28 protein-coding genes and 2 pseudogenes are annotated in these 24,710 nt (G+C 41.2%); 4 read left to right on the forward strand and 26 right to left on the reverse strand.

Annotated elements, in window-relative coordinates; all coding sequences use genetic code 11:
• Positions 1–4: 4 nt before the first annotated feature.
• Positions 5–325 (reverse strand): quaternary ammonium compound efflux SMR transporter SugE, encoded by a 321-nt coding sequence (gene sugE / locus BDD39_RS14420; protein WP_166911744.1) that lies wholly within the window; start codon positions 323–325, stop codon positions 5–7.
• A gap of 252 nt (positions 326–577) precedes the next feature.
• Between sugE and BDD39_RS14425 the strand changes: the two genes are divergently transcribed.
• Positions 578–901: a DUF6141 family protein gene (locus BDD39_RS14425; protein ID WP_243846040.1), complete on the forward strand. Its 324-nt coding sequence runs from the start codon at positions 578–580 to the stop codon at positions 899–901.
• 364 nt (positions 902–1,265) lie between these two features.
• On the opposite strand, the gene BDD39_RS14430 is transcribed toward BDD39_RS14425, so the two are convergent.
• From BDD39_RS14430 to BDD39_RS14445, 4 genes are all read right to left on the reverse strand, one after another.
• A complete protein-coding gene (locus tag BDD39_RS14430) occupies positions 1,266–2,129 on the reverse strand; it encodes a VOC family protein (RefSeq protein ID WP_166911746.1) in 864 nt (287 codons plus the stop codon).
• Positions 2,130–2,147: 18 nt separating this feature from the next.
• On the reverse strand, positions 2,148–2,783 hold the full coding sequence (locus BDD39_RS14435) for an NAD(P)-dependent oxidoreductase (RefSeq protein WP_166911748.1): 636 nt from the start codon (positions 2,781–2,783) through the stop codon (positions 2,148–2,150).
• A gap of 79 nt (positions 2,784–2,862) precedes the next feature.
• Positions 2,863–3,303: an Rrf2 family transcriptional regulator gene (locus tag BDD39_RS14440; protein ID WP_166911750.1), complete on the reverse strand. Its 441-nt coding sequence runs from the start codon at positions 3,301–3,303 to the stop codon at positions 2,863–2,865.
• Between the two features lie 221 nt (positions 3,304–3,524).
• Positions 3,525–3,887 carry a VOC family protein gene (locus BDD39_RS14445; protein WP_166911752.1) on the reverse strand — a complete coding sequence of 121 codons (363 nt, stop codon included), beginning with the start codon at positions 3,885–3,887 and terminating at the stop codon, positions 3,525–3,527.
• A gap of 369 nt (positions 3,888–4,256) precedes the next feature.
• Between BDD39_RS14445 and cdr the strand changes: the two genes are divergently transcribed.
• Positions 4,257–5,909, forward strand: coding sequence for a CoA-disulfide reductase (gene cdr / locus BDD39_RS14450; RefSeq protein ID WP_166911754.1), 1,653 nt, complete (start codon positions 4,257–4,259; stop codon positions 5,907–5,909).
• A gap of 224 nt (positions 5,910–6,133) precedes the next feature.
• Here the strand turns inward: cdr and ybaK are convergent, their stop codons facing one another.
• From ybaK to BDD39_RS14555, 21 genes and pseudogenes are all read right to left on the reverse strand, one after another.
• On the reverse strand, positions 6,134–6,610 hold the full coding sequence (gene ybaK / locus BDD39_RS14455) for a Cys-tRNA(Pro) deacylase (RefSeq protein WP_166911756.1): 477 nt from the start codon (positions 6,608–6,610) through the stop codon (positions 6,134–6,136).
• Positions 6,611–6,886: 276 nt separating this feature from the next.
• A pseudogene (locus tag BDD39_RS14460) lies at positions 6,887–8,286 on the reverse strand (acetaldehyde dehydrogenase (acetylating)).
• Between the two features lie 549 nt (positions 8,287–8,835).
• Positions 8,836–9,786 carry an LLM class oxidoreductase gene (locus tag BDD39_RS14465; RefSeq protein ID WP_166911758.1) on the reverse strand — a complete coding sequence of 317 codons (951 nt, stop codon included), beginning with the start codon at positions 9,784–9,786 and terminating at the stop codon, positions 8,836–8,838.
• A 520-nt stretch (positions 9,787–10,306) separates the two neighbouring features.
• Positions 10,307–10,609 carry an ArsR/SmtB family transcription factor gene (locus tag BDD39_RS14470; RefSeq protein ID WP_166911760.1) on the reverse strand — a complete coding sequence of 101 codons (303 nt, stop codon included), beginning with the start codon at positions 10,607–10,609 and terminating at the stop codon, positions 10,307–10,309.
• A gap of 275 nt (positions 10,610–10,884) precedes the next feature.
• Positions 10,885–11,410: pseudogene (locus BDD39_RS14475) on the reverse strand (aldehyde dehydrogenase family protein); the annotation flags it as partial.
• A 719-nt stretch (positions 11,411–12,129) separates the two neighbouring features.
• Complete coding sequence (locus BDD39_RS14480; protein WP_243846041.1) at positions 12,130–12,519, reverse strand: C40 family peptidase; 390 nt, start codon at positions 12,517–12,519, stop codon at positions 12,130–12,132.
• Positions 12,520–12,892: 373 nt separating this feature from the next.
• Positions 12,893–13,933: a zinc-dependent alcohol dehydrogenase family protein gene (locus tag BDD39_RS14485; protein ID WP_166911764.1), complete on the reverse strand. Its 1,041-nt coding sequence runs from the start codon at positions 13,931–13,933 to the stop codon at positions 12,893–12,895.
• A gap of 219 nt (positions 13,934–14,152) precedes the next feature.
• A complete protein-coding gene (locus BDD39_RS14490; RefSeq protein WP_166911766.1) occupies positions 14,153–14,443 on the reverse strand; it encodes a hypothetical protein in 291 nt (96 codons plus the stop codon).
• A gap of 98 nt (positions 14,444–14,541) precedes the next feature.
• Entirely contained in the window at positions 14,542–15,318 is a 777-nt protein-coding gene (locus tag BDD39_RS14495; protein ID WP_166911768.1) for a sulfite exporter TauE/SafE family protein, read from the reverse strand.
• 74 nt (positions 15,319–15,392) lie between these two features.
• A complete protein-coding gene (locus tag BDD39_RS14500; protein ID WP_166911770.1) occupies positions 15,393–16,535 on the reverse strand; it encodes an MBL fold metallo-hydrolase in 1,143 nt (380 codons plus the stop codon).
• A gap of 47 nt (positions 16,536–16,582) precedes the next feature.
• Positions 16,583–17,152, reverse strand: a complete 570-nt coding sequence (locus BDD39_RS14505; RefSeq protein WP_017436640.1) for a sulfurtransferase TusA family protein — start codon at positions 17,150–17,152, stop codon at positions 16,583–16,585.
• A gap of 27 nt (positions 17,153–17,179) precedes the next feature.
• Positions 17,180–17,476 (reverse strand): rhodanese-like domain-containing protein, encoded by a 297-nt coding sequence (locus BDD39_RS14510; RefSeq protein WP_166911772.1) that lies wholly within the window; start codon positions 17,474–17,476, stop codon positions 17,180–17,182.
• Positions 17,477–17,493: 17 nt separating this feature from the next.
• Positions 17,494–17,859, reverse strand: a complete 366-nt coding sequence (locus tag BDD39_RS14515) for a rhodanese-like domain-containing protein (protein ID WP_166911774.1) — start codon at positions 17,857–17,859, stop codon at positions 17,494–17,496.
• A gap of 12 nt (positions 17,860–17,871) precedes the next feature.
• Positions 17,872–18,354, reverse strand: a complete 483-nt coding sequence (locus BDD39_RS14520) for a DsrE/DsrF/DrsH-like family protein (protein WP_012749267.1) — start codon at positions 18,352–18,354, stop codon at positions 17,872–17,874.
• 56 nt (positions 18,355–18,410) lie between these two features.
• Positions 18,411–18,638: a sulfurtransferase TusA family protein gene (locus BDD39_RS14525; RefSeq protein ID WP_166911778.1), complete on the reverse strand. Its 228-nt coding sequence runs from the start codon at positions 18,636–18,638 to the stop codon at positions 18,411–18,413.
• A gap of 90 nt (positions 18,639–18,728) precedes the next feature.
• Complete coding sequence (locus BDD39_RS14530; RefSeq protein WP_166911780.1) at positions 18,729–18,989, reverse strand: metal-sensitive transcriptional regulator; 261 nt, start codon at positions 18,987–18,989, stop codon at positions 18,729–18,731.
• Positions 18,956–19,366 (reverse strand): sulfurtransferase, encoded by a 411-nt coding sequence (locus tag BDD39_RS14535; RefSeq protein WP_166911782.1) that lies wholly within the window; start codon positions 19,364–19,366, stop codon positions 18,956–18,958. The genes BDD39_RS14530 and BDD39_RS14535 overlap by 34 nt, the downstream gene beginning before the upstream one ends.
• A gap of 484 nt (positions 19,367–19,850) precedes the next feature.
• Positions 19,851–20,084 carry a glutaredoxin domain-containing protein gene (locus BDD39_RS14540; RefSeq protein WP_166911784.1) on the reverse strand — a complete coding sequence of 78 codons (234 nt, stop codon included), beginning with the start codon at positions 20,082–20,084 and terminating at the stop codon, positions 19,851–19,853.
• Between the two features lie 13 nt (positions 20,085–20,097).
• The gene (locus BDD39_RS14545; RefSeq protein WP_166911786.1) at positions 20,098–20,487 is read right to left on the reverse strand and encodes a DsrE/DsrF/DrsH-like family protein; all 390 of its coding nucleotides are present in this window, start codon (positions 20,485–20,487) and stop codon (positions 20,098–20,100) included.
• Positions 20,488–20,702: 215 nt separating this feature from the next.
• Positions 20,703–22,124, reverse strand: coding sequence for a SpoVR family protein (locus BDD39_RS14550; RefSeq protein ID WP_166911788.1), 1,422 nt, complete (start codon positions 22,122–22,124; stop codon positions 20,703–20,705).
• A gap of 367 nt (positions 22,125–22,491) precedes the next feature.
• Positions 22,492–22,737 carry a hypothetical protein gene (locus BDD39_RS14555; RefSeq protein WP_166911790.1) on the reverse strand — a complete coding sequence of 82 codons (246 nt, stop codon included), beginning with the start codon at positions 22,735–22,737 and terminating at the stop codon, positions 22,492–22,494.
• 674 nt (positions 22,738–23,411) lie between these two features.
• On the opposite strand from BDD39_RS14555, the gene BDD39_RS14560 reads away from it, so the two are divergent.
• Positions 23,412–24,008 (forward strand): DedA family protein, encoded by a 597-nt coding sequence (locus tag BDD39_RS14560; protein ID WP_341801471.1) that lies wholly within the window; start codon positions 23,412–23,414, stop codon positions 24,006–24,008.
• A gap of 372 nt (positions 24,009–24,380) precedes the next feature.
• Positions 24,381–24,638, forward strand: a complete 258-nt coding sequence (locus BDD39_RS14565) for a YhdB family protein (RefSeq protein ID WP_166911792.1) — start codon at positions 24,381–24,383, stop codon at positions 24,636–24,638.
• The last annotated feature ends 72 nt before the right edge of the window (positions 24,639–24,710 follow it).

Here is a 24,710-nt window from a genome sequence, read left to right on the forward strand (position 1 = left end):
TTTTTTACTGCCCTGACGTGAACTTCAATCCGATTATTCCGACAAGGATAAATAATAAAAAGACAATCCTCGGCACATTGACCGGCTCGTTTAAAAACAGCATGCCGACAATGATCGCTCCCATCGCCCCGATTCCCGTCCATACCGCATAGGCGGTTCCAATCGGCAACGTTTTTGTCGCCACCGATAAAAAATAAAAGCTGGCAAGCGCACCGAAAACCGTAATGATGGACGGCGCAAGCCGCGTAAATCCCATCGTATATTTTAACGCAACCGCCCATACCACTTCGAAAATGCCGGCAATGACTAAGTATACCCATGCCATGTTCATCACTCCTTGTTTGCAAAATAAAAAAGCCGCGAAGAAATATCGAATCGATATCCTCCCGGGCTTTTCTCCGTGTACACGAGGTCGCAGACTGGCCGCCGTGCAGCCACGGAACCTTAGAAAACTTTTTATCCTCTCATTCGTCATTATTGTAACACTTCCGATTGCTTCCAGCAAATAAAAGGAGTTCTTTATGTTCTTGAAGAATATGATGATTAAGGAAGAGAAAAGAAAGGAGGAGCAATAGCCATGCGTGAGGTGCAGCGTCCGCCTTGGTATGCGAACGCGCTTATCCTTATCGTCGCCGCTGTTATGTGGTACGGATTTATCCAGCAAATCATATTTGGGATCCCATTTGGCGCGAAGCCGGCAAGCGATACAGGAATGTGGGGCTTGTTTTTATTGTTCGGCATTTGTTTTCCGCTCTTCTTTTTGTCGCTGAAACTAGTCACAAAAACGGAAAAAGAAGGACTCGTCATTCGTTTTTTCCCATTCTGCTCCCGCGTTATTCCGTATCAACAAATCAAAAGCGTTCAAGTCCAGCCTTATCATCCTATGTCCTACGGCGGCTGAGGAATTCGCTGGAACTTAAAAAAAAGGCGTGCTTACACAATGAAAGGAAAGAAGGGAATATGGATCGAGCTGACGGACGGAAACGGTTTGTACCTTGGCTCGCAAAAACCGGAAGAACTTGCGAAGTATATAGAAAGAGAGTGTTTGCACCGCTAACAGGTGAACACTCTCTTTTATATGTCATACAATCTGCCTTCATAGAAAAAGCGCATAAAACTATATAAATGCAACTTGATATTTGGTTCTTTGCACTTTTTATCAAGAGATTTTTCCGACTGTCGGAGGCAAGTCGATGACTTGCCTTCGTCACGCATAAGCGTAGTCGAAAAAATGGATCACAAGAAGTAGAATTTTCAAGTTTAACTTATATATACTGAATGATCAGCTCGATTTCGTTGCCAAACGGATCGCTTGTCAATATGCTATTTTCGCTTCGGCGCACCGATGCGCCGATATGTTGGAGCCGTTCCACCGCTTTCTCTCGTTCCGCTTCATTTGGCAGCACAATCGAAAATACGCGCAATCCAACGGCGTTCGCTGGCGGTTTTGGCGCCCCGACTCCAGCCCATGTGTTCAGACCGATATGGTGGTGATAGCCGCCCGCGGAAACGAATAACGCGTGCGTTCCCATACGTGTCGTCGGTTCAAAGCCTAATCCTTGCACATAAAAAGCATAAGCTTCTTCGATGTGGGCGACGTGGAGATGAATATGGCCAATCCGCGTATGCATTGGAAGCCCCGACCACGCTTCCGTTCCCGCTTGCGCCAGCAAATTGTTCACATCTAACGGCTCCGTTACCGCTTTATATTCTCCATTTGCCGTCTTCTCCCACTTTTCCATCGGGCGGTCGGCGTATATTTCGATGCCGTTTCCGTCCGGGTCAGCGAGATAGACTGCTTCGCTGAACAAATGATCGGATGCTCCTTGCAGCGGATAACCGCTCTCCAATAAATGAAGCAGCGACTGCGCGAGGCTCTTTCTGTCAGGAACTAAAATCGCAAAATGATAAAGTCCCGTTGTCCGCGGCGGCTTCGGCACCGCATCCGCTTTTTCCTCGATTACCACTAACGGAGTAACTCCATCCGCGGTTAATACCGCTTCGTATGGATTTTGCTTTAATAGGCGAAAGCCGATGATTTCTGTATAGAAACGAAGCGAACGTTCCAAATTGGATACGATAAGATGAACATGTCCGATCGTTGTTTGAGGATGAATGATATCGTTCATTAGGATAACCCTCCATCTTTAATAGCCAACGGTAAACCGCATCCGGCTGAAGCGCGGGTTTTCGGCTTCATCGAGGATTGCTACCGCAAAGTCTTCCGCAGAAATCCGGCTTTCGCCGTTTGCATCGACAACAAGCCGATCGGTATCCGTCCGATACGTTCCCGTCCGCTCTCCTGGTGCAATCATCGCTGCTGGGCTTACGTTTGTCCAATTCAATTCTTTTTCTTGAAGATAAATGTTTAGCACGTCACGATGGGCAAGCGCAATTGGCTTGATAAAATCAGGGAAATCTGGTGTGTCCACAAGCTGAACTCCAGGAGCAACTTCCAAGCTACCAGCTCCGCCGACGGCAATAAGACGATTCACTCCTGATTTTTTTACACCACTGATTAACGAATGAGTCGCTTCTATTAATGTCTTCTCCTCTCCTGCTTTTGGACCGAACGCACTAATGACGACATCATGACCGTGAACAGCTTGAGCAACGCTATTTTCGTCAAAAATATCGCCGACAACGACATGCAACCGGTCATGTTCTTTATTCAAACGAGCCGGATCGCGGACAATCGCGGTCACTTCATGTCCTCTTGATAAAGCTTCCGCTAAAATGCGCTGACCGATCATTCCAGTGGCGCCAAACAATGCAATTTTCATCAAAAATAACCCCTTTCATCATTATAGTGAGGAGGAAACATAGCTGTAACAATTATAGTTACAACTAGTTTAAAAAAAATTATGGACGATTCGCTGCGATTTTTTGCGCTAATGTCGTCACAATATCATGCAGGCGGATTTCTTGCAAAACGTTTTCCATTGCCGCTTGCGCCCGATGGAGGATGACTTCAAGAACGGCTTGAATATTGGCCCCTACCGGACATTGCGGGTTGGGATGTTCATGAATTTGAAACAGCTCTCCCTCTTCTACTACTTCGACTGCCCGATAGATGTCAAGCAAAGTAATCTCTTGCGTATCCTTCGTAAGAAACGCTCCTCCTGTCCCCGGACGGACTTGAACGAATCCTGCTTTTTTTAGCTGCCCAATCACGCGCCGAACAACGACCGGATTCGTATTGACGCTTCCGGCAATCCATTCTGATGTGCAATGCGCGTTTTTTTCTAATGCCAGCAAGGATAAAATATGAACTGCAACAGTAAAACGGCTGCTTATTTTCATCATGCTCCTCCTCTTGTAACTATTATAGTTACAACATACCATAAAGTCAACAAATAAAGCGAACCTCCCCGTCTAATGCTACGCATGGGGGAAATGCATCGAGGGTTTTGGTTCAACCGATGAAAATAACACCGCCTAGATACATAAAATATGGGATAGTAGTTCACAGCTGCCATTATAAAAAAATACTGCCATAATTATGGCAGTATAGCAAATAGGATTTAGTCTTTTATAAGGAATTCATTTCCATCTGTATCCTTAAATTGTACAAATGTGCCCCATTGCATTTTTTGCGGTTCTCCTAAAAATTCCACACCTTTAGCTTTCATCGTTTCATATGTACCTAGCACATCATCGCACTCAAACACAATAGACGGCTTTCTTTCATTCCAGTCTTTCATCATCGATTTTGGATAAATGACTAATGCTGTTTGTGCCCCTTTTGGAGCTACTTCCAACCAGAAGGCATTCGGCCCCATTGGATGTTCAGCGACCACTTCAAACCCTACTTTTTCTGTCCAAAACTCTTTTGCTTTTTGCTGGTCTTCTACATAAATAGCAACAGTTGCAATGCGTTTAATCATCGAGTTCCTCCTCTATAAATTCAAAGATGTCTTATTTTGTCCATTTTGGAATGATATCATATTTTTGTCTTTTGCGTACTCATTTTCAGCGAAAAAAAGAGCCTTCATTTTTCATTATGAGCTCGGATATTTCCCCATGCAAGTCAATCGCCGCTTCCATTGATTGCGTAAAATCATTCTTACGTACTACAGTATATGAAATAAATGTGAACATCATTGACAAAAACAATAACTATCCTTAATATACCGTATAGGGTATATATTTAAAGAATCAATCAATACAAAAACAGATAAGACCTTTCAAACTTGCAATAATAGCCATCTATATGTAAATGCAACTTCGCAACCAAATAATGGAGGGGAATGTTCATGAGAAAAATTGTGATTGTCGGCGGGGTAGCAGGGGGAGCCACCGCAGCGGCCCGTTTACGTCGATTAAGCGAAAAATACCAAATTATTATGTTTGAGAGAGGCGAATACATTTCGTTTGCTAACTGCGGCTTGCCGTATTATATCGGCGAAGTCATTACGGATAGAAACAAACTATTAGTCCAAACGGTTGAAGGAATGGCGAAGCGTTTTCGTATTGATGTTCGCAATTTAAGCGAAGTCACAGCGATTCATCGTGACCGTAAAACTGTTACAGTCAAAAATATACGCACTGGCGAGGAATACGAAGAAACATACGATACATTAATTTTGTCACCTGGCGCAAAGCCGATGATACCGCCAATTCCTGGAATTCATGAAACCAACGCGTTATTTACGCTTCGCAATCTATCTGATACAGATAAAATAAAAGCGTATATCGATCACGAAAAACCAAAAAGCGCCGTAGTCATTGGCGGAGGGTTTATCGGTGTCGAGATGGCAGAAAACTTAATCAAACGCGGAGTGAACGTAACGCTTGTGGAAATGGCGAATCAAGTGCTGGCACCGATTGACTATGAGATGGCAGCGATCGTTCATGCGCATATGCAAGAAAATGGCGTAAATTTGATTTTGGAAGATGGCGTGAAAGCTTTCGAAGACAACGGCCGACGCATTATTCTAAATAGCGGCCGCACGCTTGAAACCGATATGATTATTTTGGCCATCGGGGTGCAGCCAGAAAGTCAATTAGCGAAAAACGCCGGACTGGAGCTTGGGGTGCGCGGCACCATCAAAGTCAATGAATATTTGCAAACATCGGATCCGAACATTTACGCCATCGGCGATGCTATCGAAGTAAAAAACTACATCCACGGTTTTGAGACGTTCGTCCCTCTTGCATGGCCAGCTAATCGTCAAGGTCGCCTAGTAGCCGACCATATTCATGGACTCGATGTGAAATACAACGGCACATTAGGAACCGCCATCGTAAAAATTTTCGAATTAACCGTTGCAACAACAGGAAATAATGAAAAAACCTTAAAACAGCTTGGCATTCCATATGAAGTTGTCCATGTTCATCCAATGAGCCATGCAAGTTATTATCCAAATGCATCCCAAATGACATTGAAACTGATTTTTGACAAAGAAACAGGCAAAATTTATGGTGCACAAGCTGTTGGGAAAGAAGGTGTCGACAAACGTATTGATGTCATCGCAACCGCTATTAAAGGCAGCTTAACAGTTCGTGATTTACCTGATTTAGAACTTGCCTACGCACCGCCGTTTTCTTCCGCAAAAGATCCGGTGAATATGGCAGGTTACGTCGCTTCGAACATCCTCGATGGAATGGTGGAAACTGTACAATGGCATGAAATTGATGAAATCATTGCAAACGGGGGCACGCTCATTGACGTTCGTACACCAAAAGAAGTCGCACGTGGAACGATTCATGGTGCTATAAATATTCCGCTTGATGAACTGCGCGAACGTTTAGCGGAACTTCCGAAAGACAAAACCATTTACGTAACATGTCAAGTCGGCTTACGTGGATATTTAGCGACACGAATTTTGCGCGACAACGGTTTCCGCGCGAAAAATTTAGATGGCGGCTATAAATTGTATTCTTCCGTATTTGGTACAAAACACTAATAAAGATATGCCGCCGGAAGATGTAAAAAATAATGAACGACTCCCACCTTCATTCCATGAAGAGGTGGGAGTTTCTTATTATCTCCAGCAAAGAAGTTTTTGCATAGAAAAAACGCTTGTATGTCATTTTTATACAAAAAACTCCCGATTCATCTTCCCCTTCCCTTCGTTTAGAGAAGGAAACTTTTCGGGAAAAATGGAAAACGGTCAGTGGTTTTAGGCGTTTATTTTACCACTTCATGAAACGTAGCTTCTGTTACGCTTTGTAAAGCTTCTACGCTAAGTTCAATTAGTACGCCGATTTTGCCGCCGCTAACGATGATATGCTCAAATTGAGAAGCACTGGAATCGATAAAGGTCGGATAATGTTTTATCATCCCTATCGGCGAACACCCTCCGCGAATATAACCCGTTAACTTTTGTATATCTTTCGGTGGCACCAGCGCGACATTCTTCTCTCCTGTTATTTTCGCGGCTTTTTTCAAATCCAGCTCCGATTCTACAGGGATGACAAACACATAAATGTTTCCGCTATTCCCCTGTGTGACTAATGTTTTATATACCAATTGCGGGTCTTTCCCAATTTTTTGGACAACAGATATGCCATCGATTTTTCCGTCCTGACTGTTGTAAGTAATAACGTTGTAAGGAATCATCTTCTTATCAAGAATACGCATTGCGTTGGTTTTTTCTTTCGCCATTTTTCTTCCCTCCAGTTCGTTTCAACAGTAAAGCGCTGGATAATCAACACCCATGATACTACAATGAAAGCCGCATTTTCCACTTTGCAGGATCAAATAATAGGTAGTTAACACCTTGTTCATTTCGGTTCAACGTTTATCTCATATCCCCCGCAATGGCTAGCTACTCGGCAATTTCAACTTTTTTAAAATCTACTCTATAGAAGTAACAATCGGCCAAAAAATATAACAAACCCAGCTTATCACTGGGTTTGTTATATATACTTTCCTGCTTTATTATTTCGTTAATGCAGGTTCTTTTTGTGCGATTTCATCCTTTTTTGGCATCTCGCGAACTCCAAATGCAACACGTTTAATGTTGAACAAATGATGTACTGTAACATTGTCAGATGTAACATTGTTACCCATAGCGCCACATCCAAGTGTCAAGGATGGATTTACACCATTTACTGTAGCACCAATTCCGCCAAATGTTGTACCAGAATTTACAATAATACGTCCTGCTGGTTTATTGATTACGAATGCTTCAATTACTTTTTCGTCTTCAGCGTGAATTCCAACTGTGTGACCGAGTCCGCCTGCTTCAAGAATTTTTTGTGCAAGCTCGCTTGCTTCTTCCATACCTTTTACAGTATAGAATGCTAGAGTTGGAGACAACTTTTCGATGGAGAATGGATATTCTTTACCCACTCCTGTTTCTTCCGCAACAAGCACTTTTACGTCAGCAGGAACTTCAATACCTGCCATTTCCGCAATTACTTGTGGAGCCTTACCAACGATTTTAGCGTTTAATGCACCGTTTACCATAATAACGGATTCAACTTTACGTTTTTCATCTTTATTTAAGAAGTAAGCGCCTTGTTGTTTTAACTCAGCAACAACTTTTTCTTTAATAGACTCATCAACTAAAAGAGCTTGTTCGGAAGCGCAAATTGTTCCATTGTCAAAAGTTTTACTTTGGATGATTAGTTCAACAGCTTTTGCGATATTTGCACTTTCATGGATATAGACTGGTACGTTACCAGGTCCTACGCCATATGCCGGTTTTCCAGAACTGTAAGCTTCTCTCACCAAACCAGGACCGCCTGTTGCAAGAATGACGCCTGTTAATTTATGTTTCATTAACTCATTTGTTGCAGGCAATGTTGGTTGAGTAAGGCAAGAAATCAAACCTTTTGGTGCTCCAGCGCGCTCTGCTGCTTCTTGCATAATTCTTGCAGCTTCTGCCGTACATTTTGCAGCCCCTGGGTGTGGACTGAAAACAATAGCGTTTCCTGCTTTAACTGCGATCAATGATTTAAAAATAACTGTTGAAGTTGGGTTTGTGGATGGGACGATACCTGCAACGATCCCTACAGGTTGAGCAACTTCCCATACGCGATTTTCTTCATCGCGACGAATAACCCCGACAGTTTTCACATCTTTGATAGAGTTGTAAACGTCATTCGCTGCGAAAAGGTTTTTCGTCGTTTTATCTGCAACATTACCAAAACCAGTTTCTTCTACCGCCATAGCCGCTAAGCGTGCCGCTTCTTCTCTTGCCGCATTCGCCATGCTTTCAACAATTTTATCAATCTCTTCTTGCGTCATTTTTGCAAGAATTTTTGCGCTTCTTTAGCTTCTTCAAGGTAATTTCTTACTTCCTGGATGGATTGCAAATCAATATCACGTAACACTTTTAATTCCTCTCCTTTTATGATTTTATTTTTTATAATTTCCTATAACTGGTAGAATAATTTTGTCATGTCAATATTGCTCGTGTGAGCAGCAACGTTATCTTTTGCGTCCTGCCATCACCTCCTCTAAGTGGTGACCACTTGGCGTTCAATAGTACCCGCCTTTCATGGCAAAAATGGGGCAATTATCGACTACACAAAACTGACAACGGTTACATAAAGCGGTTACATAAAAGTGCAAAATTTCGATGGACAGGTTTTCACATATGCTTAGTATTCTTCGTCGCTTTTGTCCTGTACAATCTCAATTCTTCTCTCTTCATGATCGAACTATCATCTTTTGAGACATACAACTCCTGAATGTTTTCCATTGTCCTCGTGGCATTTTTGAGTTGCCATAAAACTTTAAGAGACTCCATTTCTCTCAAACCAAGACTAGTAGACTAACAAGTATAGCCATCCGCACAAAACATCCAAGAACCGGCGATTCCGGTCTTAAGATTGATTAGAACGGAATCACGCGAGTTCTTAATATTTCATTTCCCTAAATCACTTCTCAGTTAACGCCGGAAAGTGTGGAACAACTTCTTCTCCTAATTCTTCAATCACTTCTTCAACAGGACGATGGCCATATTTTAAGTTGATAATCACGTGATTGACGCCAATACTTTTAAGACTTTCAAGGAATTCAATGAGTATATTGCGTCCGACTCGGAACCCTAAATGAATAGGGATTGGCGGATGATTTGGGTCCTCCGTCAAATCTACATATAAGGATTGAGTGAACGGTTTAAACTGATCGGTATGAGAGCGCCAATTTTTAATTAGTTCCGCTTGGAATCTCAAGTTTCGAGGATAATACATCCAACCATCGCTGTTTTCAGCAATCCATTCCACGGACTGAGAGCTGTGGCCAGTTACCAGCATCGGAATGTCCGACAAACGCGGTTTCGGCAAAAGGTCCCCGTTCGACATATGGACTCTCGGCGATTCGATCACCGGGAAGCTCTCCTTCCACGCTTTCTTCATTACCATTACAGCTTCTTGAAACAAAGCACTACGCTGTTCAGGATCAACGGAGAAAGCTGGAAATTCGATAGGGCGATCCCCGGTCGCCACCCCGAGAATCAAGCGTTCGCCGGATAGTCTATCGACGGAAGCAGCTGCTTTGGCAACATGCAAAGGATGGCGCAAGGTGAGAATAATACTTGCAGTACCCAAAGCAATCTTTTCCGTATGGGCAGCTATATATCCTAGATAGACCCAAGGATCATAAATTTGGCCTACATCCCCAAAATAAGGATCATGTAATGGAACATCCCTGACAAACAATGCGGCAAAATTGAGCTCTTCTGCCCTTTTTGCCAGTTTCATTTGTTTTTCAATATCCATCTTTGGAATGCTGCCCTCGTATGATTCTATAGGAAAGAACAGCCCGAGAGTGAGATGATCTTCCTTAAACATGCGTGAATATCCTTTATGGTTTTCAAATCGGTTCATTATCGTTCCTCCATATCTACATTCTTTTTACCAGTTCCATTCGTTTTTCAATGCCTGTCTCTGCAACACTGTTCTTTGTGCGCCAAAGGAAAGAACAACACAAGAGTCAGACGGTATGCGCGAATTTTATGTTTACCAAATCGGTTCATCATCATTCTTATTTATTTAATCTATTTTTATAAATATCTAGAATTATCAATATAATGTACAAAAATAAAAGAGATCTAAAGCAAATCTATATTTATAAATATCTAGAACTATAGATATAATAATATAAAAATAAAAGGGATTCAAGTGCAAAATCTCTGCATGAACTAAAATGGCAGGTTCTGACGCACTAAAGAGTTTTTCCTATACCTGTGCGTGCAGGCACTCACTCTTGTTCCGTTAAGTATCATAGACAAACACCTCATTAGTGTTTAGCGCCCTGTCGGCTCGGTTCAAAGCCGTTTTCCACTTCATCCCGACGACTCAAGTCGTCGGCTTTGGTGGCTTATATACTTTTAGGCGAGAGATTGGTCTATAAATCTCTAGATAACAATTCGATCAATTTTTTGATGTTCTCCTCATCCCTTTTATAATAAGTCCATTGCCCAACTCGTTTTGCTTTTATCAATCCGGCGTTTTGCAGCATAGACAGGTAAAGGGACACGGTAGATTGTGACAATCCCACTTTTTTATGGATGTCGCTCACGCAAACTCCATCTTCGTGTATATCCCCGTGTTGTGGTTTTGGAAAGTGGAGTTCAGGATTTTTTAACCACTGTACGATCTGCAGCCTTGTTTCATTGGATAAGGCTTTAAATACTTCTAACAGTTCCATTGCTACCTCCAAGTTCGTCAAAATATATTATTATTTATGTATAACTTGAGTATTTGAGCAAACTGACTAACATAAAATAAAAAAAGACATGAACCCGACTCTAGTATACGATATATAAGCAAATTATCCAAATACGAAGGTTTATGCCTCTTGTATGGATAGATTAGCACATCTCTAAAAAATCTACAATACCCTATCTTCTTACAATGAAATCTGGAATTCTGCAGCAACAATTTTAATTTGGATAATAAAATAATTATGATATCCAACTGAACAATGTTGCTATTTGGAGCCCCTGCTCGCTCTGCCGCTTCTTGCATGATTCTTGCCGCTTCCGCCGTACATTTTGCAGCCGATGGATGAGGGCTAAAAACAATGGCATTTCTTGCTTTCACTGCGATCAGCGATTTAAAGATTGCTGTTGAAGTAGGATTGGTAGATGGGACGATTCCAGCGACGATCCCTACAGGGTGAGCGACTTCCCATACGCGATTTTGTTCATCCCGACGAATCACCCAACCGTTTTCATATCTTTGATTTCATATCTTTGATGGCGTTGTAAACGTCGTTGGCGGCGAACAGATTTTTTGCCACCTTATCGGGAACATTGCCAAAGCCGGTCTCTTCTACCGCCATAACCGCCAATCGTTTCGCTTTCTCTCTTGCTGCATTCGCCATGCTTTCAACAATTTGATCAACCTCGCTTTGTGTCATCTTTTCAACGATTTTTTGTGCTGATTTAGCTTCTTCAAGGTAGTTTCTTACTTCTTGGATCGATTGCAAATCAATATCACGTATCACGTTTGATTACCGCCTTTCTGTCTGATATTGGTTTGATCCTACACAAGGCTTTTATAACCTAAATAGAACGATTTTTTGTTTTGACATTGGACGATTGTTCTGCTAACTTTGGAAAAATCAGCTACCGCGAATAATTCAGCTAACACTTGTTAGCTTTGTAAGCGATTATTTATTTATCGCTCTAGGCGTCCGTTTCGAGAATTGTGGTCACAACCCCTGCATTTCCTAAACAGCAATCAGCGCAGGGCTTACTTTCTTGAGGTCCATACCAGCAGTGGTTTTATCTTTTGCGTTTTTATCTTGTCTTCCGCATGCTTAATGTAACCACTCAAGAACATCATTATCCGCTTCGCTGAAGTGTGGATTCTCTCCCAAAAATCACCGCTTTGCCATCTTAAACCGATGGGAAAAAGAAGCAATAAACTGGAGAACAACGAGGAAGGCAATATAGTGGCTTATGTAGGGTGGGATTTACTGGAACAGTCACGTTAGTATGAATTTAATCTCTATTTACCGTATGTATAACTGCACATACTTATGCACAATAGTGTAATTTTACCATAACATCCACAAGATTTAGGGAATTTGGATAGATGCTACCGTACTTTAGAGCTTCTAAATTGAATGGAATAATAAGGGAAGTATCAATTCATGATACTCCCTTTTATCCCTACTATCACCAAATTATTTAACATAGCCTTTCCATTTAAAATTGAAATTTACAACACTCTCTTGGCACCAATAATCTTTTTCCCCCAATATGAGTTCAATTCTGTGATGGTTACTTTTTTTCCTTGGCGGTACGTATGAAGCATTTGATTGTTTCCCATATAGATCCCAACATGTCCGATTTTAGCAACCCCGTTTCTTTTCTTTCTTTTTTCTGTCGTAAAAAACAATAAGTCACCTTTTTGAATCCGATGTAAGGGAACAGGAGTGCCTACTAAGAATTGTTGCCGGGAGTTTCTAGGAAGAGGAATGCCGTTCACACCAAAAACGTACTGGGTAAATGAACTACAATCAAACATATCTGTTCGATAGGATGGAGCATTAAATACATACGGAGTCCCCAGATATTTCTTACCTGTCAAAATAATTCGATCTGCCAACATATTAATCTCCTCTTTACATAGTCATTATAATCCATAACATTCCGATCTCCTGTCATTTGATTGGACAAGTGTTTTATAAAAACACCTATTTTTATGAAGAATGGAAATCGACAAATAAGGGGATATAATTGTAGGTGCATGTGCCACCAAACGAATCTTATCAAAACTTTTCGATGATGGATGACGGAAGAAAATATAAACAAATGCAAGTCAGAACTTTTGTAGGGGTTTTTTCGGTCCATGACAGGAACTAAGTCAAAAATGGATGAGCCATGGTATCGAAAAAGAAACCCGTATCATTGCATAATGGGCAATGATACGGGTTCTAATGATCAAAAACAAAAATTGTTTTTGTGGAACAAAAGAAAGCTTAGTCGTTGGAAATAATGACTTTTAATGCCCTTTCTTTGGCCGCGTTGCCAAATACCTCATAGGCTTTCATAATGTCTGAAAAGGCAAAGCGATGGGTAATTAATTGTTCCGGTTTCAATTTTTTCGACTGCACCGTTTTTAATAACATCGGTGTAGAAGTCGTATTGACAAGACCGGTTGTTAACGTAATGTTACGTATCCATAATCTTTCAATATGAAACTCAACACTTTTTCCATGAACACCTACATTGGCTATATGGCCGCCTGCTTTTATAATTTCTTGGCAAATATCAAATGTTGGTCGAATTCCGACGGCTTCTATCGCGACGTCTACACCTTTTCCGTCGGTTAATTCCATAATTTTTTCAACCGCCTTGCCGTCACCGCTATTCACCACTTGGGTGGCACCAAATTTTTTGGCAACTTCTAGACGGTTATCGTCTAAGTCAACCATAATGATCTCTGCAGGGGAATAAAACTGAGCGGTTAATAGCGCTGCCATACCTACGGGACCGGCTCCTATAATGGCGACTGTTTGTCCAGGCTGAACTTTACCGTTTAATACACCAATTTCAAATCCTGTCGGAAGAATGTCGCTAAGCATGACGAGAGCCTCTTCATCTACACCTTCCGGGATTGGATAAAGGCTATTGTCCGCGTACGGAATTCTTACATACTCTGCTTGGGTTCCATCAATTAAGTGTCCTAAGATCCAGCCTCCATCTTCACAATGGGCATACAACCCTTTTTTACAATTTTCGCATTTTCCGCAGGAAGTGATACAAGAAATCAACACTCTATCGCCTTTTTTAAAATTTTTTACTGCTGAACCAACTTCTTCGATAATTCCTACACCTTCATGGCCTAAAATCCGGCCTTCTTCTACAGTTGGAACATCTCCTTTAAGAATATGCAAATCCGTTCCGCAAATCGTTGTTTTTGTAACCTTAACGATCGCATCCGTCTCTTTTTCAATTTTCGGTTTTGGCTTTTCCATTACTTCTTTTTTTCCTGGTCCCAGATAGGTAAGCGCTTTCAATTTTAGTTCCTCCTTAGAAAAAGTTTGAATCCTCCCAACTCTCATCTTACAGTAAGAAAAAAATTGTGTCAAATTTTCATCGAAATTGCGACAAGATTGTGTCGAAGATTTTTTTCTGTCTAGGCTTTCCTCTTTGTGGATCTCCTTCCCAAACGAAAGGAAACAAATTTTTTTCCGCCAACATTTTGCTCATAGATAGGCAAGGAAATCCTCGCCTATTCACACCGGATCATTATCTACGTTACTGTAAGATTCAATCGCTTGATCGAGCGCCCGATACGCTTCGGCAAAAGCGTTTGTTGCCGACTCGTCGCCCACATTGGCAAGCTGTGCTTGCGCGTTTTTCGCGTGGGTGACAGCGCGAATGACATCTTCCATCATTTGTTGTTTGTCGCCTGCCGTCGCCTTTAACTGTTCGAGTTCACGAAGACATTGTTCCAAATCGTAAGCAACCGGTTGATCAAACGATTGTTCCAGCTTTTCTTTGACACGTTGCAATACTTCCTTCATCGATGCCCACCCCCTCCTTGACATTTTCATCAGCTAGTGTGGGCGATTTGAAGCAAACTATACATTTGAAATAAACGATCCATACTTGAAGAGAAAAATTATAAAATACCGACCCAAATTTTTACGGCCGTCGCCAAAATTAACACCGCTAAAATAACTTGCAATATTTTTGTGTTCATTTTTTGCCCCATTTTTGCTCCTAAAGGAGAGGCGATTAAGCTGGCAATAACCATGATGATGGAAGGAATCAGTTCCACTTGCCCCGTCGTGATTTTTCCACACGCCGAACCAATAGACGAAATAAACGTAATCGCCAGCGAAGAGGCAATCGTCATTCGTGTTGGAATCTTTAACACAACAAGCATAATAGGTACTAGCAAAAACGCTCCCGCTGCTCCGACGATTCCTGAACCAACCCCAATGACAAGCGCTAATGCAGCGGCCAGCCATTTGTTAAAAGTCACTTGATCGCTTGGAATATCGTCAATGCCTTTTTTCGTAACAAACATCATAACAGCAGCCAACGCGGCGAGAATACCATACACGATATTAATCGTTCCTTCGCTCATCATTTTCGAACCGAACCCGCCAAGAAAACTGCCGATTAAAATACTAATCCCCATATAAAGAATTAACGTTTTATTTAAATAACCGCTTTTTCGATATGCCCAAACACCGCTAATCGTCGCAAATAACACTTCGACTGCACTAATTCCCGACACTTCACGGGCGCTAAACGCAGCAAGCCCAAATAGCGGCGGAAGATAAAGCAGCATCGGATATTTAATAACGGCCCCACCAATACCAACCATGCCAGAAATAAACGAACCAATAAAGCCGATAAGAAAAATGACAATCATAAAATTAACGTCCATCCCCTTACTTCCTCCTTACCATCCGCAAAAATCAGAGGGCACATTTTGCTTGTACCCTCTTTGCGATTCGTATTTTAATGATTGTGAGTATGATGCAGCGCGCAACGGTTTGGACCGATTTCGAGTTCTTGCTGTTGTTCCATGTCGACCGCTTTCAGCCCGCGGTTAATCGCTACGATGTCTTCAAAGTTTGGCGGTGTCTCTGTGTTTGCGTTTTGAACAACAATATCGATAAATTCTTGTTTTTGCTTATGCTGCATCATGTCGTTGCGGGTGCGAATATTGCCTAATGTGTCGCCGATATATCCCGCTTTGTTCATTTCTTCATCCAAATTAGCGTAATGGGCAGGCAGAACGATGACATCATCCGCAATCGCAGCCACTTTTTCGTATACCGTGTCATACAAATCCGCGGCCCATTCCGCCGCTTTTCCGCCTAAATCCGGGCGTCCGAGTCCGCCGACAAAAATCGTATCTCCAGAGAAAAGCAGTTGATTGTTTACGAAGAAGGAAACACTTCCCGGCGTATGTCCTGGCGTTTTCACCGCCAATACTTCTAATTGTACTTGCGCAAAATCAATGCGGTCATGTTTTTCCAGCGGTTCGAAATCAAACACCGCTCCTTCGCTTTTCATCAAGTAATATGTCGCACCTGTACGTTCCGCCAACGCTTTTCCGCCGGAAATATGATCTGCATGTAAATGGGAATCGACGATATGCGTAATCGCTGCTCCTTCTTCTTGTGCGACTTGCTCATATACATCAATAAACCGCGATGGATCAACGACAAGCGCTTCGTTTCCGGAAATCACCATGTAAGAGAGGCACCCTTTTCCGACACGAATGAATTGATATACTTTCATCTTGTCATCTTCATATACTTTTACTTTGTGGAGATGTTCGCTCCACGCTTTCATGCCGCCAACGAGCGTATAAATATTGTCAAATCCTGCTTCTACTAATTGTTCTGCCACAAACGCCGCTGAACCGCCCTTGGCGCAAACGACGACAACATCTTTGTCTTTTGGAAGGCGGTCGATCACCGAATCTACACCATCAATCAACTCAAAGTATGGAACATTAATATATTCAAAATTCTCCCCTTCAATTTTCCAATCATGAAAATCGCTTTCGTTGCGTACGTCGAAAATAACGAGATGTTCTTTATTTAATACTTTTTCTGTCAATGTTTGCACCGTCATTTCTTTTACTGCCATTTTCATACCCCCTATAGTATATTTTATTTTTTAAAAAGACCGCTCAATCAGGATTGAGCTGTATCGAGCGGTCCTTCCCATTTCGACATGCCTGGGACGACATTCCATACATTAGCAAATCCTTTTTCGGTTAATTTTTGTGCCGCTAAATCGCTGCGCGTTCCAGTACGGCAAACCACATAAATCGTTTTATCCTTCGGCAGCTCATTGATGCGGTCTTCTAATTCTCCAAGCGGAATTGACACAGCGCCTGGTATATGTCCGAACGCATACTCCGCTGGCTCGCGGACATCTACAATGACCACAGAGTCATCATTTATTTTTTCCGCCAGCTGCTCGTTGGAAATCACATGAGGATATGTTGCTTCGTCTTTTGTTTCATGGTCACTTGCTTTACGAATATAATGTTTTAGCACGTTTCCTTCTTCAATGGTTCCCAAATATTGATGGCCGGTACTTTCCGCCCATGCTTTAATATCGGCTTTCGAACCTTTATCGGTTGCCTGTACTTCGAGCACTTGTCCCGGTTGTAACTCATTGATCGCTTTTTTTGTTTTTACAATTGGCATTGGGCAAGATAATCCTTTTGCATCAATGGTCATATTTACTCGAATCATGCTGCATTCCTCCTTTTGCCGTTTTAATTATTCCACAGGTCCTTCCCATTCCAGCATGCCGCCGATCATATTGATCACATGATATCCATGGCTTTCCAACAGCTGTGCTGCGCGCCCGCTTCTTCCTCCCGAACGGCAAACAAGGATATATTCCTTGTTTTTATCCAGCTCATGCATGCGAAATTCGAGCAATCCCAACGGAATATTGATCGCACCAGGGATTTTCCCGGCCGCCACTTCATCCACTTCACGAACATCGATAATGTTCAGCTGTTTTCCTTCTTGAAGAAGTTTTTCTACTTCTTTTGCCGTTAATTGTTTCATCAACAATCCCCTCCTTTTTATGACCAAGCGTTCATTCCGCCTTTTACGTTTGTTACGTATTGGAATCCAAGTTTCTTCAATAGTCTGCTGGCTTTTGTGCTTCGCATTCCGCTTTGGCAAATCACAATCACTTCTTTTTCTTTGGATAATTCATTCGCGCGTTTTGGCAGTTCATGAAGCGGAATATTTTTAAATCCGCGAATATGGTTTGTACGAAACTCCGCGGGAGTACGTACATCTACGTATTGAACGTCTTTTTTTCCTAATTCTTTCTTTAGCTCTGTTGTCGTAATCATCCGTACTCCACGCGGTGGAATGACGCGGCTTGCAATAAACCAAGCGAGCAATAGGAATAAAACGACATTCATTATTGTTTGTGTCATTCGTAATCACCTTTAAATGAATAAGTTTATGTTTCCTTCTGACGCATCTGCCAAATACGTTGCCACTCCAGCAAACTCAATGCCATCGATCAATTCTTCTGGTTTCAGCCCTAATAAATCAACAGTCATTTGACACGCGACTAATTTAACCCCCTGTTCTTTTGCCATTTCGATTAATTGTGGCAACGGCATCGCGTTATGCTTTTTTATAACGTGTTTGATTAATTTTGGTCCGATGCCGCCAAAGTTCATGCGGGAAAGCCCCATGCGATCCGCTCCACGCGGCATCATTTTGGCAAACATTTTTTCCAAAAACCCTTTTTTCACCGAAATATGCCCGTCTTTTCGCAATGCGTTTAATCCCCAAAACGTATGGAAAATCGTGACGTCATGGTCATAAGCGGCGGCACCGTTCGCAATGATGTAAGCTGCCATCGCTTTATCGTAGTCGCCGCTAAATAAAATAATCGTTGTTTTTTTCTTTTGTTGCGACACTAAGTCCCCTCCTTCCATACACATATACCTATATAGGTATATGGACAGCTAAAAAATTACCCTTTTTGAATCCAAAACGTCAATACGTCATTTTCTTCTTTCATGTCAATAACCGTATGGCCGCTTGCTTTCGCCCATGCCGGCAAGTCGTTTTTTGATCCTCTATCCGTTGTTTGAATTTCGAGCACTTGCCCTGATGTTAATTCATCCATCGCTTTTTTCGCTTTTACAACTGGCATTGGACAAGCTAATCCTTTTGCATCTAATACTTTATTGACATTCATGATGGATAACCTCCTTATTATTTTACTATTACCCCTATAGGTATATTAGTGCAGATAAAAGAATGTGTCAACCCTTTTTGAAGAGTTGACTTATCTGCTTTTTACTAATAGCTCTACTGCTTCTTTGACTAAATGTTCCGTTTTTTCTCCTTTTTCCATGCTTTCGCGCAGACAATTTTCTAAATTGGTACTTACAATGACCGCAATGGCGCGATCAATCGCATTGCGTACCGCCGATAACTGCGCGACAACGCTTTTGCAATCTTTTCCTTGTTCCATCATGCCAAGAACACCTTTCACTTGTCCTTCAATCCGTCTTAAGCGGTTTTTGATTTCTTTATTGTATTCCATTTTTCATTTCCCCTTTCTCGACAAGGACAATGGATGATTGAATAGCTTCGTACGTCAAAACCGTGACGGCGTAAAAAACGTATACCTAAATTTTTTTCGATTTCATCGTTTGCAATAAGATGAATCGATTTACTCGGAATATTAGAAAAGTGCCGTTTTAAATAAGCATACGGAATATGAAGCGAATTAGCAATAGGCGGTTCTGTCGCTTCATTATAATCACGAATATCTAACACAACCATATCCTTGATTCGTTTATCGGCTATATCTATGCATGGAACATTGTTTACCGGATAATAACGGCGATACAATGCTATGAATAATAAACCGAAAATAATCAGGCCAATGATATACAAATGGCGATCACCTCGATCCATTACTGTTATCCCCGCTTATTATATACCCTAATAGGTATATTAGCAACTGTTTTATTTTAACAATATATGGATGAATGATGTATCGTTCATCATCCCGACATGTATTGAGACAACCACTGTTGCCTCAATATGTTAGCAATATGCCGTATACGGTTGGATGAAAACGATGCCCTGCCATTCATAAATCCTCCTGTATTCTTTAATTTATTATTATAATCAAAAAGCTTCGGAATCCATAATCCGAAGCTTTTTCTTGCTGATGCATTTTTAGCAAACCGCACAACGGTTTGGATCGCTTTCCATTCCCCGTTGTTCTTTATCTGGTTGAAATTTTTCTATATTCGTTTGACGCACTTTCAATCGTATATGCTTCTTTCCTTCCGTTTCCAATCATCGAATTCCTCTTTGTTGCGTACATCCAAAATGAATCGTTTCACACCGTTTGGAAACGGGTTCTTTTACAGGAATTACGTCCCGTGCCTCATTAGCGCTGCAACAATTGCATGATGGCGTCCGGGTCAAAGCCAATTACCCATTGGCCATCAATTTCGATTTGCGGAACTCCGATTTGCCCTGTTGTTTCAACAAGTTTCCGAGCAGCGATTGGGTCCCGTTGCACGTTGACTTCCTCAAACGGAACGCCTTGTTCCCGTAAAAAGTTTTTTACCATTACACAATACGGACATGTCGTTGTCGTATATACCGTAACTCGTTTCACTTTCATCCCTCCACTAGAACGTCAACGTAATGTCGGCGTCTTTCGCAAAGTTCAAAAATGTCGCCGCGCCAGCGACTTCAATTCCATCGACAAATTGATCTTTATCAAGACCCATGACATCCATCGTCATTTGGCACGCAATCAGTTTCACACCTAATTCTTGCGCCATTTTTACAAGCTCTTCGATTGACGGAACATTCGCTTTTTGAAATCCTTCTTGAAAATGCTCTTTTCCTTCTGGAAGCGGTAAGTTTTTATGTGCTTCTTTATGAATGAGATTCAACCCTTCAAATGTGAAGAAAATGCCAACTTCTGCCTCTGATGCTGCTGCCGCTGTGGCAATATTAAATACTTTGTATGCGTCAAATAAACTACCGTTAGCTGCGATAATTGCTACTTTCATCATGAATTCCTCCTTGTTTTTTCTCTTTATAATTTTTACGAAATGAAATATTTTATTTACATATACATGTATATGTATTTAACCAATTCTTATGGTAATCAAATTCTTTACAAATGTCAACTAACGAATATAAAAAATGTCGAGTAGGAATTTCCCTACTCGACTTTGTCGACAAGCTGAGAGCTGCCTTCATGAGCAGCTCCTTTTTATTGATTTTATATATACTTTCGATGCACCGTTCTCCCGTCATACGTAAATAATATAGGCTTCTCTTCAATGATTGTTTCCATATGAACAGGACGCCCCCACAGCTGATAAATATACGGAAGCACTTTTTCTAAATATTTTATATCTAATTCCAGTCCTTCATACCAATGTTTTAAATATAACTCACCGTTGCGCATATAATCTCCATCATTTACTGTAATGTATGGAAATCCGCCATTGACACGCATACTGACGAGTTGATCGCGAATGTGCTCCCAGTTTTTATCAACAATTTTATACTCTTTTCCTTGTTTTTGGAATAAATACATATCTTCACGCATCACTAACTCTTTCGTTAAATAATTGCGCAAAAACGAAATATCGGATTCCAATTCGCGCACTTCAAAAATTTTTTCACGGCCTGATCCTGGCTTCACCCCATGTTTCTTCATTTCCTCCGTTGGGTTGTTCCAACGCTCTTCAATGTCTTCAAAAATTTTCAACCCTAAATAATATGGATTAATACCTGTACGAGATGGTTGGACGACATTGGCGTTTAATTTGGCGAATTCAATCGCCTCGTCGCTTGTTAAGTCCATTTCCCGCAAAATGCGCTGATGCCAGTATGTTGCCCAGCCTTCGTTCATGATTTTCGTCTCAAGCTGCGGCCAAAAGTATAACATTTCTTCGCGCATCATCGTTAAAATATCGCGCTGCCAGTCTTCCAGTTCACGGCTATATTCTTCAATAAACAACAATACGTCTTTTTCCGGCTGCGGCGGAAACTTCCTGCGCTTTTTGCGAGGAGGCGGAGCCGGACGATCTTTTTCATCCAACTTCCATAAATCGTCATATGGCGTCGATTTTTTTGGCGGCTCTTCCTCTTCATATATTTCCGTATCTTCCCACGTCCACGATAATTTTGGACGAAGCAGTGACGGGTCGATATGCTCTTGAATTGCCAGCACGGCATCCAAAAATTTTTCTACTTCCAATTTTCCATATTGGTGTTCGTAATGTTTGATTCTCTCGGCGGTCGCAGCCATGCTTTCGACCATATCGCGCTTTGTATTGCTAAAACGCACGTTATTTTTAAAAAAGTCACTATGCGCTAATACATGCGCGACAATTAGTTTATTTTGGATTAACGTATTTGTATCTAATAAAAATGCGTAACAAGGATCAGAATTAATCACCAACTCATAAATTTTGCTTAATCCCAGGTCATACTGCAGCTTCATTTTGTAAAACTGCTTGCCAAAGCTCCAGTGCGAAAACCTTGTTGGCATGCCGTACGCACCAAACGTATAAATAATATCCGCTGGACAAATTTCATAACGCATCGGATAAAAGTCCAACCCAAATCCTTCAGCGATTTCCGTAATCTCAGCAATCGCCCGTTCCAACTCCTTCAATTCACCTTGTCGCATACGCATCTCCTCCTCCTTTCCTCTTATCACAATGTATGAGGGGAAAGGAGATTTGATACATCGTATGTATCATATCCTTCATCAAGCCATTGACGAGCCAAATGATTTGTCCTAATGATGTAGAAAACTCCTTTTGCTTCACACGGGATGTTTTCCATATGGCATAATTAAACTGCCAGGCGTGTTGATTAACCAATAACCTCCTCTTAAACTTTTAATGAATAATACAATAATCCCATTGTTATTAACATAACAGCCGTTGCAAAAAGACTAAAAGCAATCATATTTTGTTCAATATTATTGATATAAGAGGACGGCAGACTGCACAAGTAAGGATTTTGGATAGCAGCACTGAGCATCGTCCCCATCATTCCCCCAACAACACCTTGAAAGAAACCCGACAATAATGACTGGAATTGACTGGCACAAAATACAACGGGAATTGATAAATTAAAATGACTCCCGTCGCTATCGCCAAAAATCCTCCTGCCATCATCGAAATATTCATTCCTAATTGAAAGCCAATTAATTTTCGAATTTTAAACAGATATATGTACACTAATCCGAGTAAAACAATATTTCCGTACAACAGTAAATCGAGATAGTCAATCAATTATTTCATCACCTCTTCGCAAGAATCTACAGCCATTTTATGAGAATTGCTTAAGATTAAGTACTTAGAAATATAACAGCACCCACGTGTATCAACAAACTCACCAATTTAAAAGAACGAATTGGGATTCCGTGTTCATCGATTGAATGATGCAATTCCAAATTACTCAAATACACATCAACTTTACATTTATGCAATCATTTACGTGAGAAGCTATTAATTTTGGGGAAACGGAAGATCGGCGGGATGCTTTAAAACAGGTATTTTATGGAGAATCGCTGCAAACAAATTCGGGCAGGATGCCTTTTTGGTAATGTAATACTCCCTCTTTCGGAAGGATTAAATTTCTTTTTCTTCCTTGCCAATTCAAAAATATCTAATAGCACTTTTTCAAGGAGTTTTGATACGTACTCGAGACGAACTTCACACCACGATCGTCGCTTGATGACAAAAACGCCGCAATAAAACAGGAATAAGACGGTTTTTTATAATGGATAATAGAAAATGGAACTTTCTTTTACGCCACCGATGAGGCAAGTGGCATGAATGCCTCTTTTTGCCACTGCGCTTTCGTGTCTGCCGCGTTTTTGCCCGAATGGACAAAAGCAATTTCCCTCCGCTATCCATATTGTTTATAATGGACCTGAACAAAATAAACAAAGCGTGGTGGTACAGTGGAACATTATTTGCACTATTTTATTCATCATTTTGGCTATATTGGCATCATGATTGTGCTTATGTTAGGAATTGTTGGAGTGCCAATTCCCGATGAACTGTTGTTGACATACGTTGGTTACCGCATTTCCACTGGTTCGATGTCCTATCCTATTGCTTTTGCTTGCAGCTTTCTTGGCGCAATTATCGGCATCTCTATCAGCTACTACTTAGGAATAGTGTTAGGAGTGCCGTTTTTGCAGAAAATAGGTCCGAAAATACATATTACAGAAAAGCGAGTGGAACAAACGAAAGCTTTATTTGCCAAACTAGGGCCATCGGTGTTGTTTATTTGCTATTTTATCCCTGGCATCCGTCATCTCGCCGCATTTTTAGCGGGTTTTAACGCATACAGTCGAAAAAAATTTATGTTATACGCTTATAGCGGAGCGTTTGTCTGGATCTTCACCTTTCTTACGATTGGTAATTATTTAGGGAAAAAATGGATTTTAATTAAACAATATATGGATGAATATCGCACTTTTTTTATCATCGTGTTTATTCTCCTCATTTGCCTGCTCACCTTTTATTGGTATTATCAGCAAAAAAAGAAGTAAAACACCGGCATTTTGTGTCGGTGTTTTACTTCTTTAACCAAACATAGACATGGACGCACCAATAATCCCTAAACTGATAATCATAAAAAAATGGTAAGCGCTTGTGATAAAAAATTAATAAAATAAGGAAACGCCAACAATTAACCCTATAGCAGCGATCATTTTGCACATTTGCCTAATCTCTTTTCCATTTTCACCATTCCCTTACTTTGAGGAGGTTGTTTTTTGTCGCAAAATTCTAATATTTTTGCTTTCGCCCGCTTATTTCAGTGATAATTTATTTTTTGCCTACCTGTGCAACATTTACAGTGTAAAAAACAGCCCGAGCATCATACACTAACAGTAACTCCTTCGATAAAGGAGGCAGGCCCATTGAATACGTTTGATTATGATAAAGCGTTGTATTACACGCACCGTTCCGAATGGGATAACTTGCTCATTTTAATGGTGCGCACACAAGATGATTTGCTTTCGAAAAAAATCGAGAAATTTCTTCACGCTTACAACTTCGAACATGATTATTCCGTGATTCAGGAGCGATTGACTGCTTTGCTGCGCTACATTGACCATGCTCTTGAAGTAAGTGAACAAAAAACGGGGACAGAGCAGTACGCATGCTTCTATTCATGATCAAAAAAACGGGGAGTTGGCCCTGCCCAATTCCCCATTACTTATCATATCCGTCTTCCCATCGATATATAA

Origin of the sequence: Saccharococcus thermophilus, from assembly GCF_011761475.1 — a bacterium.
In the GTDB taxonomy this organism is placed as follows: domain Bacteria; phylum Bacillota; class Bacilli; order Bacillales; family Anoxybacillaceae; genus Saccharococcus; species Saccharococcus thermophilus.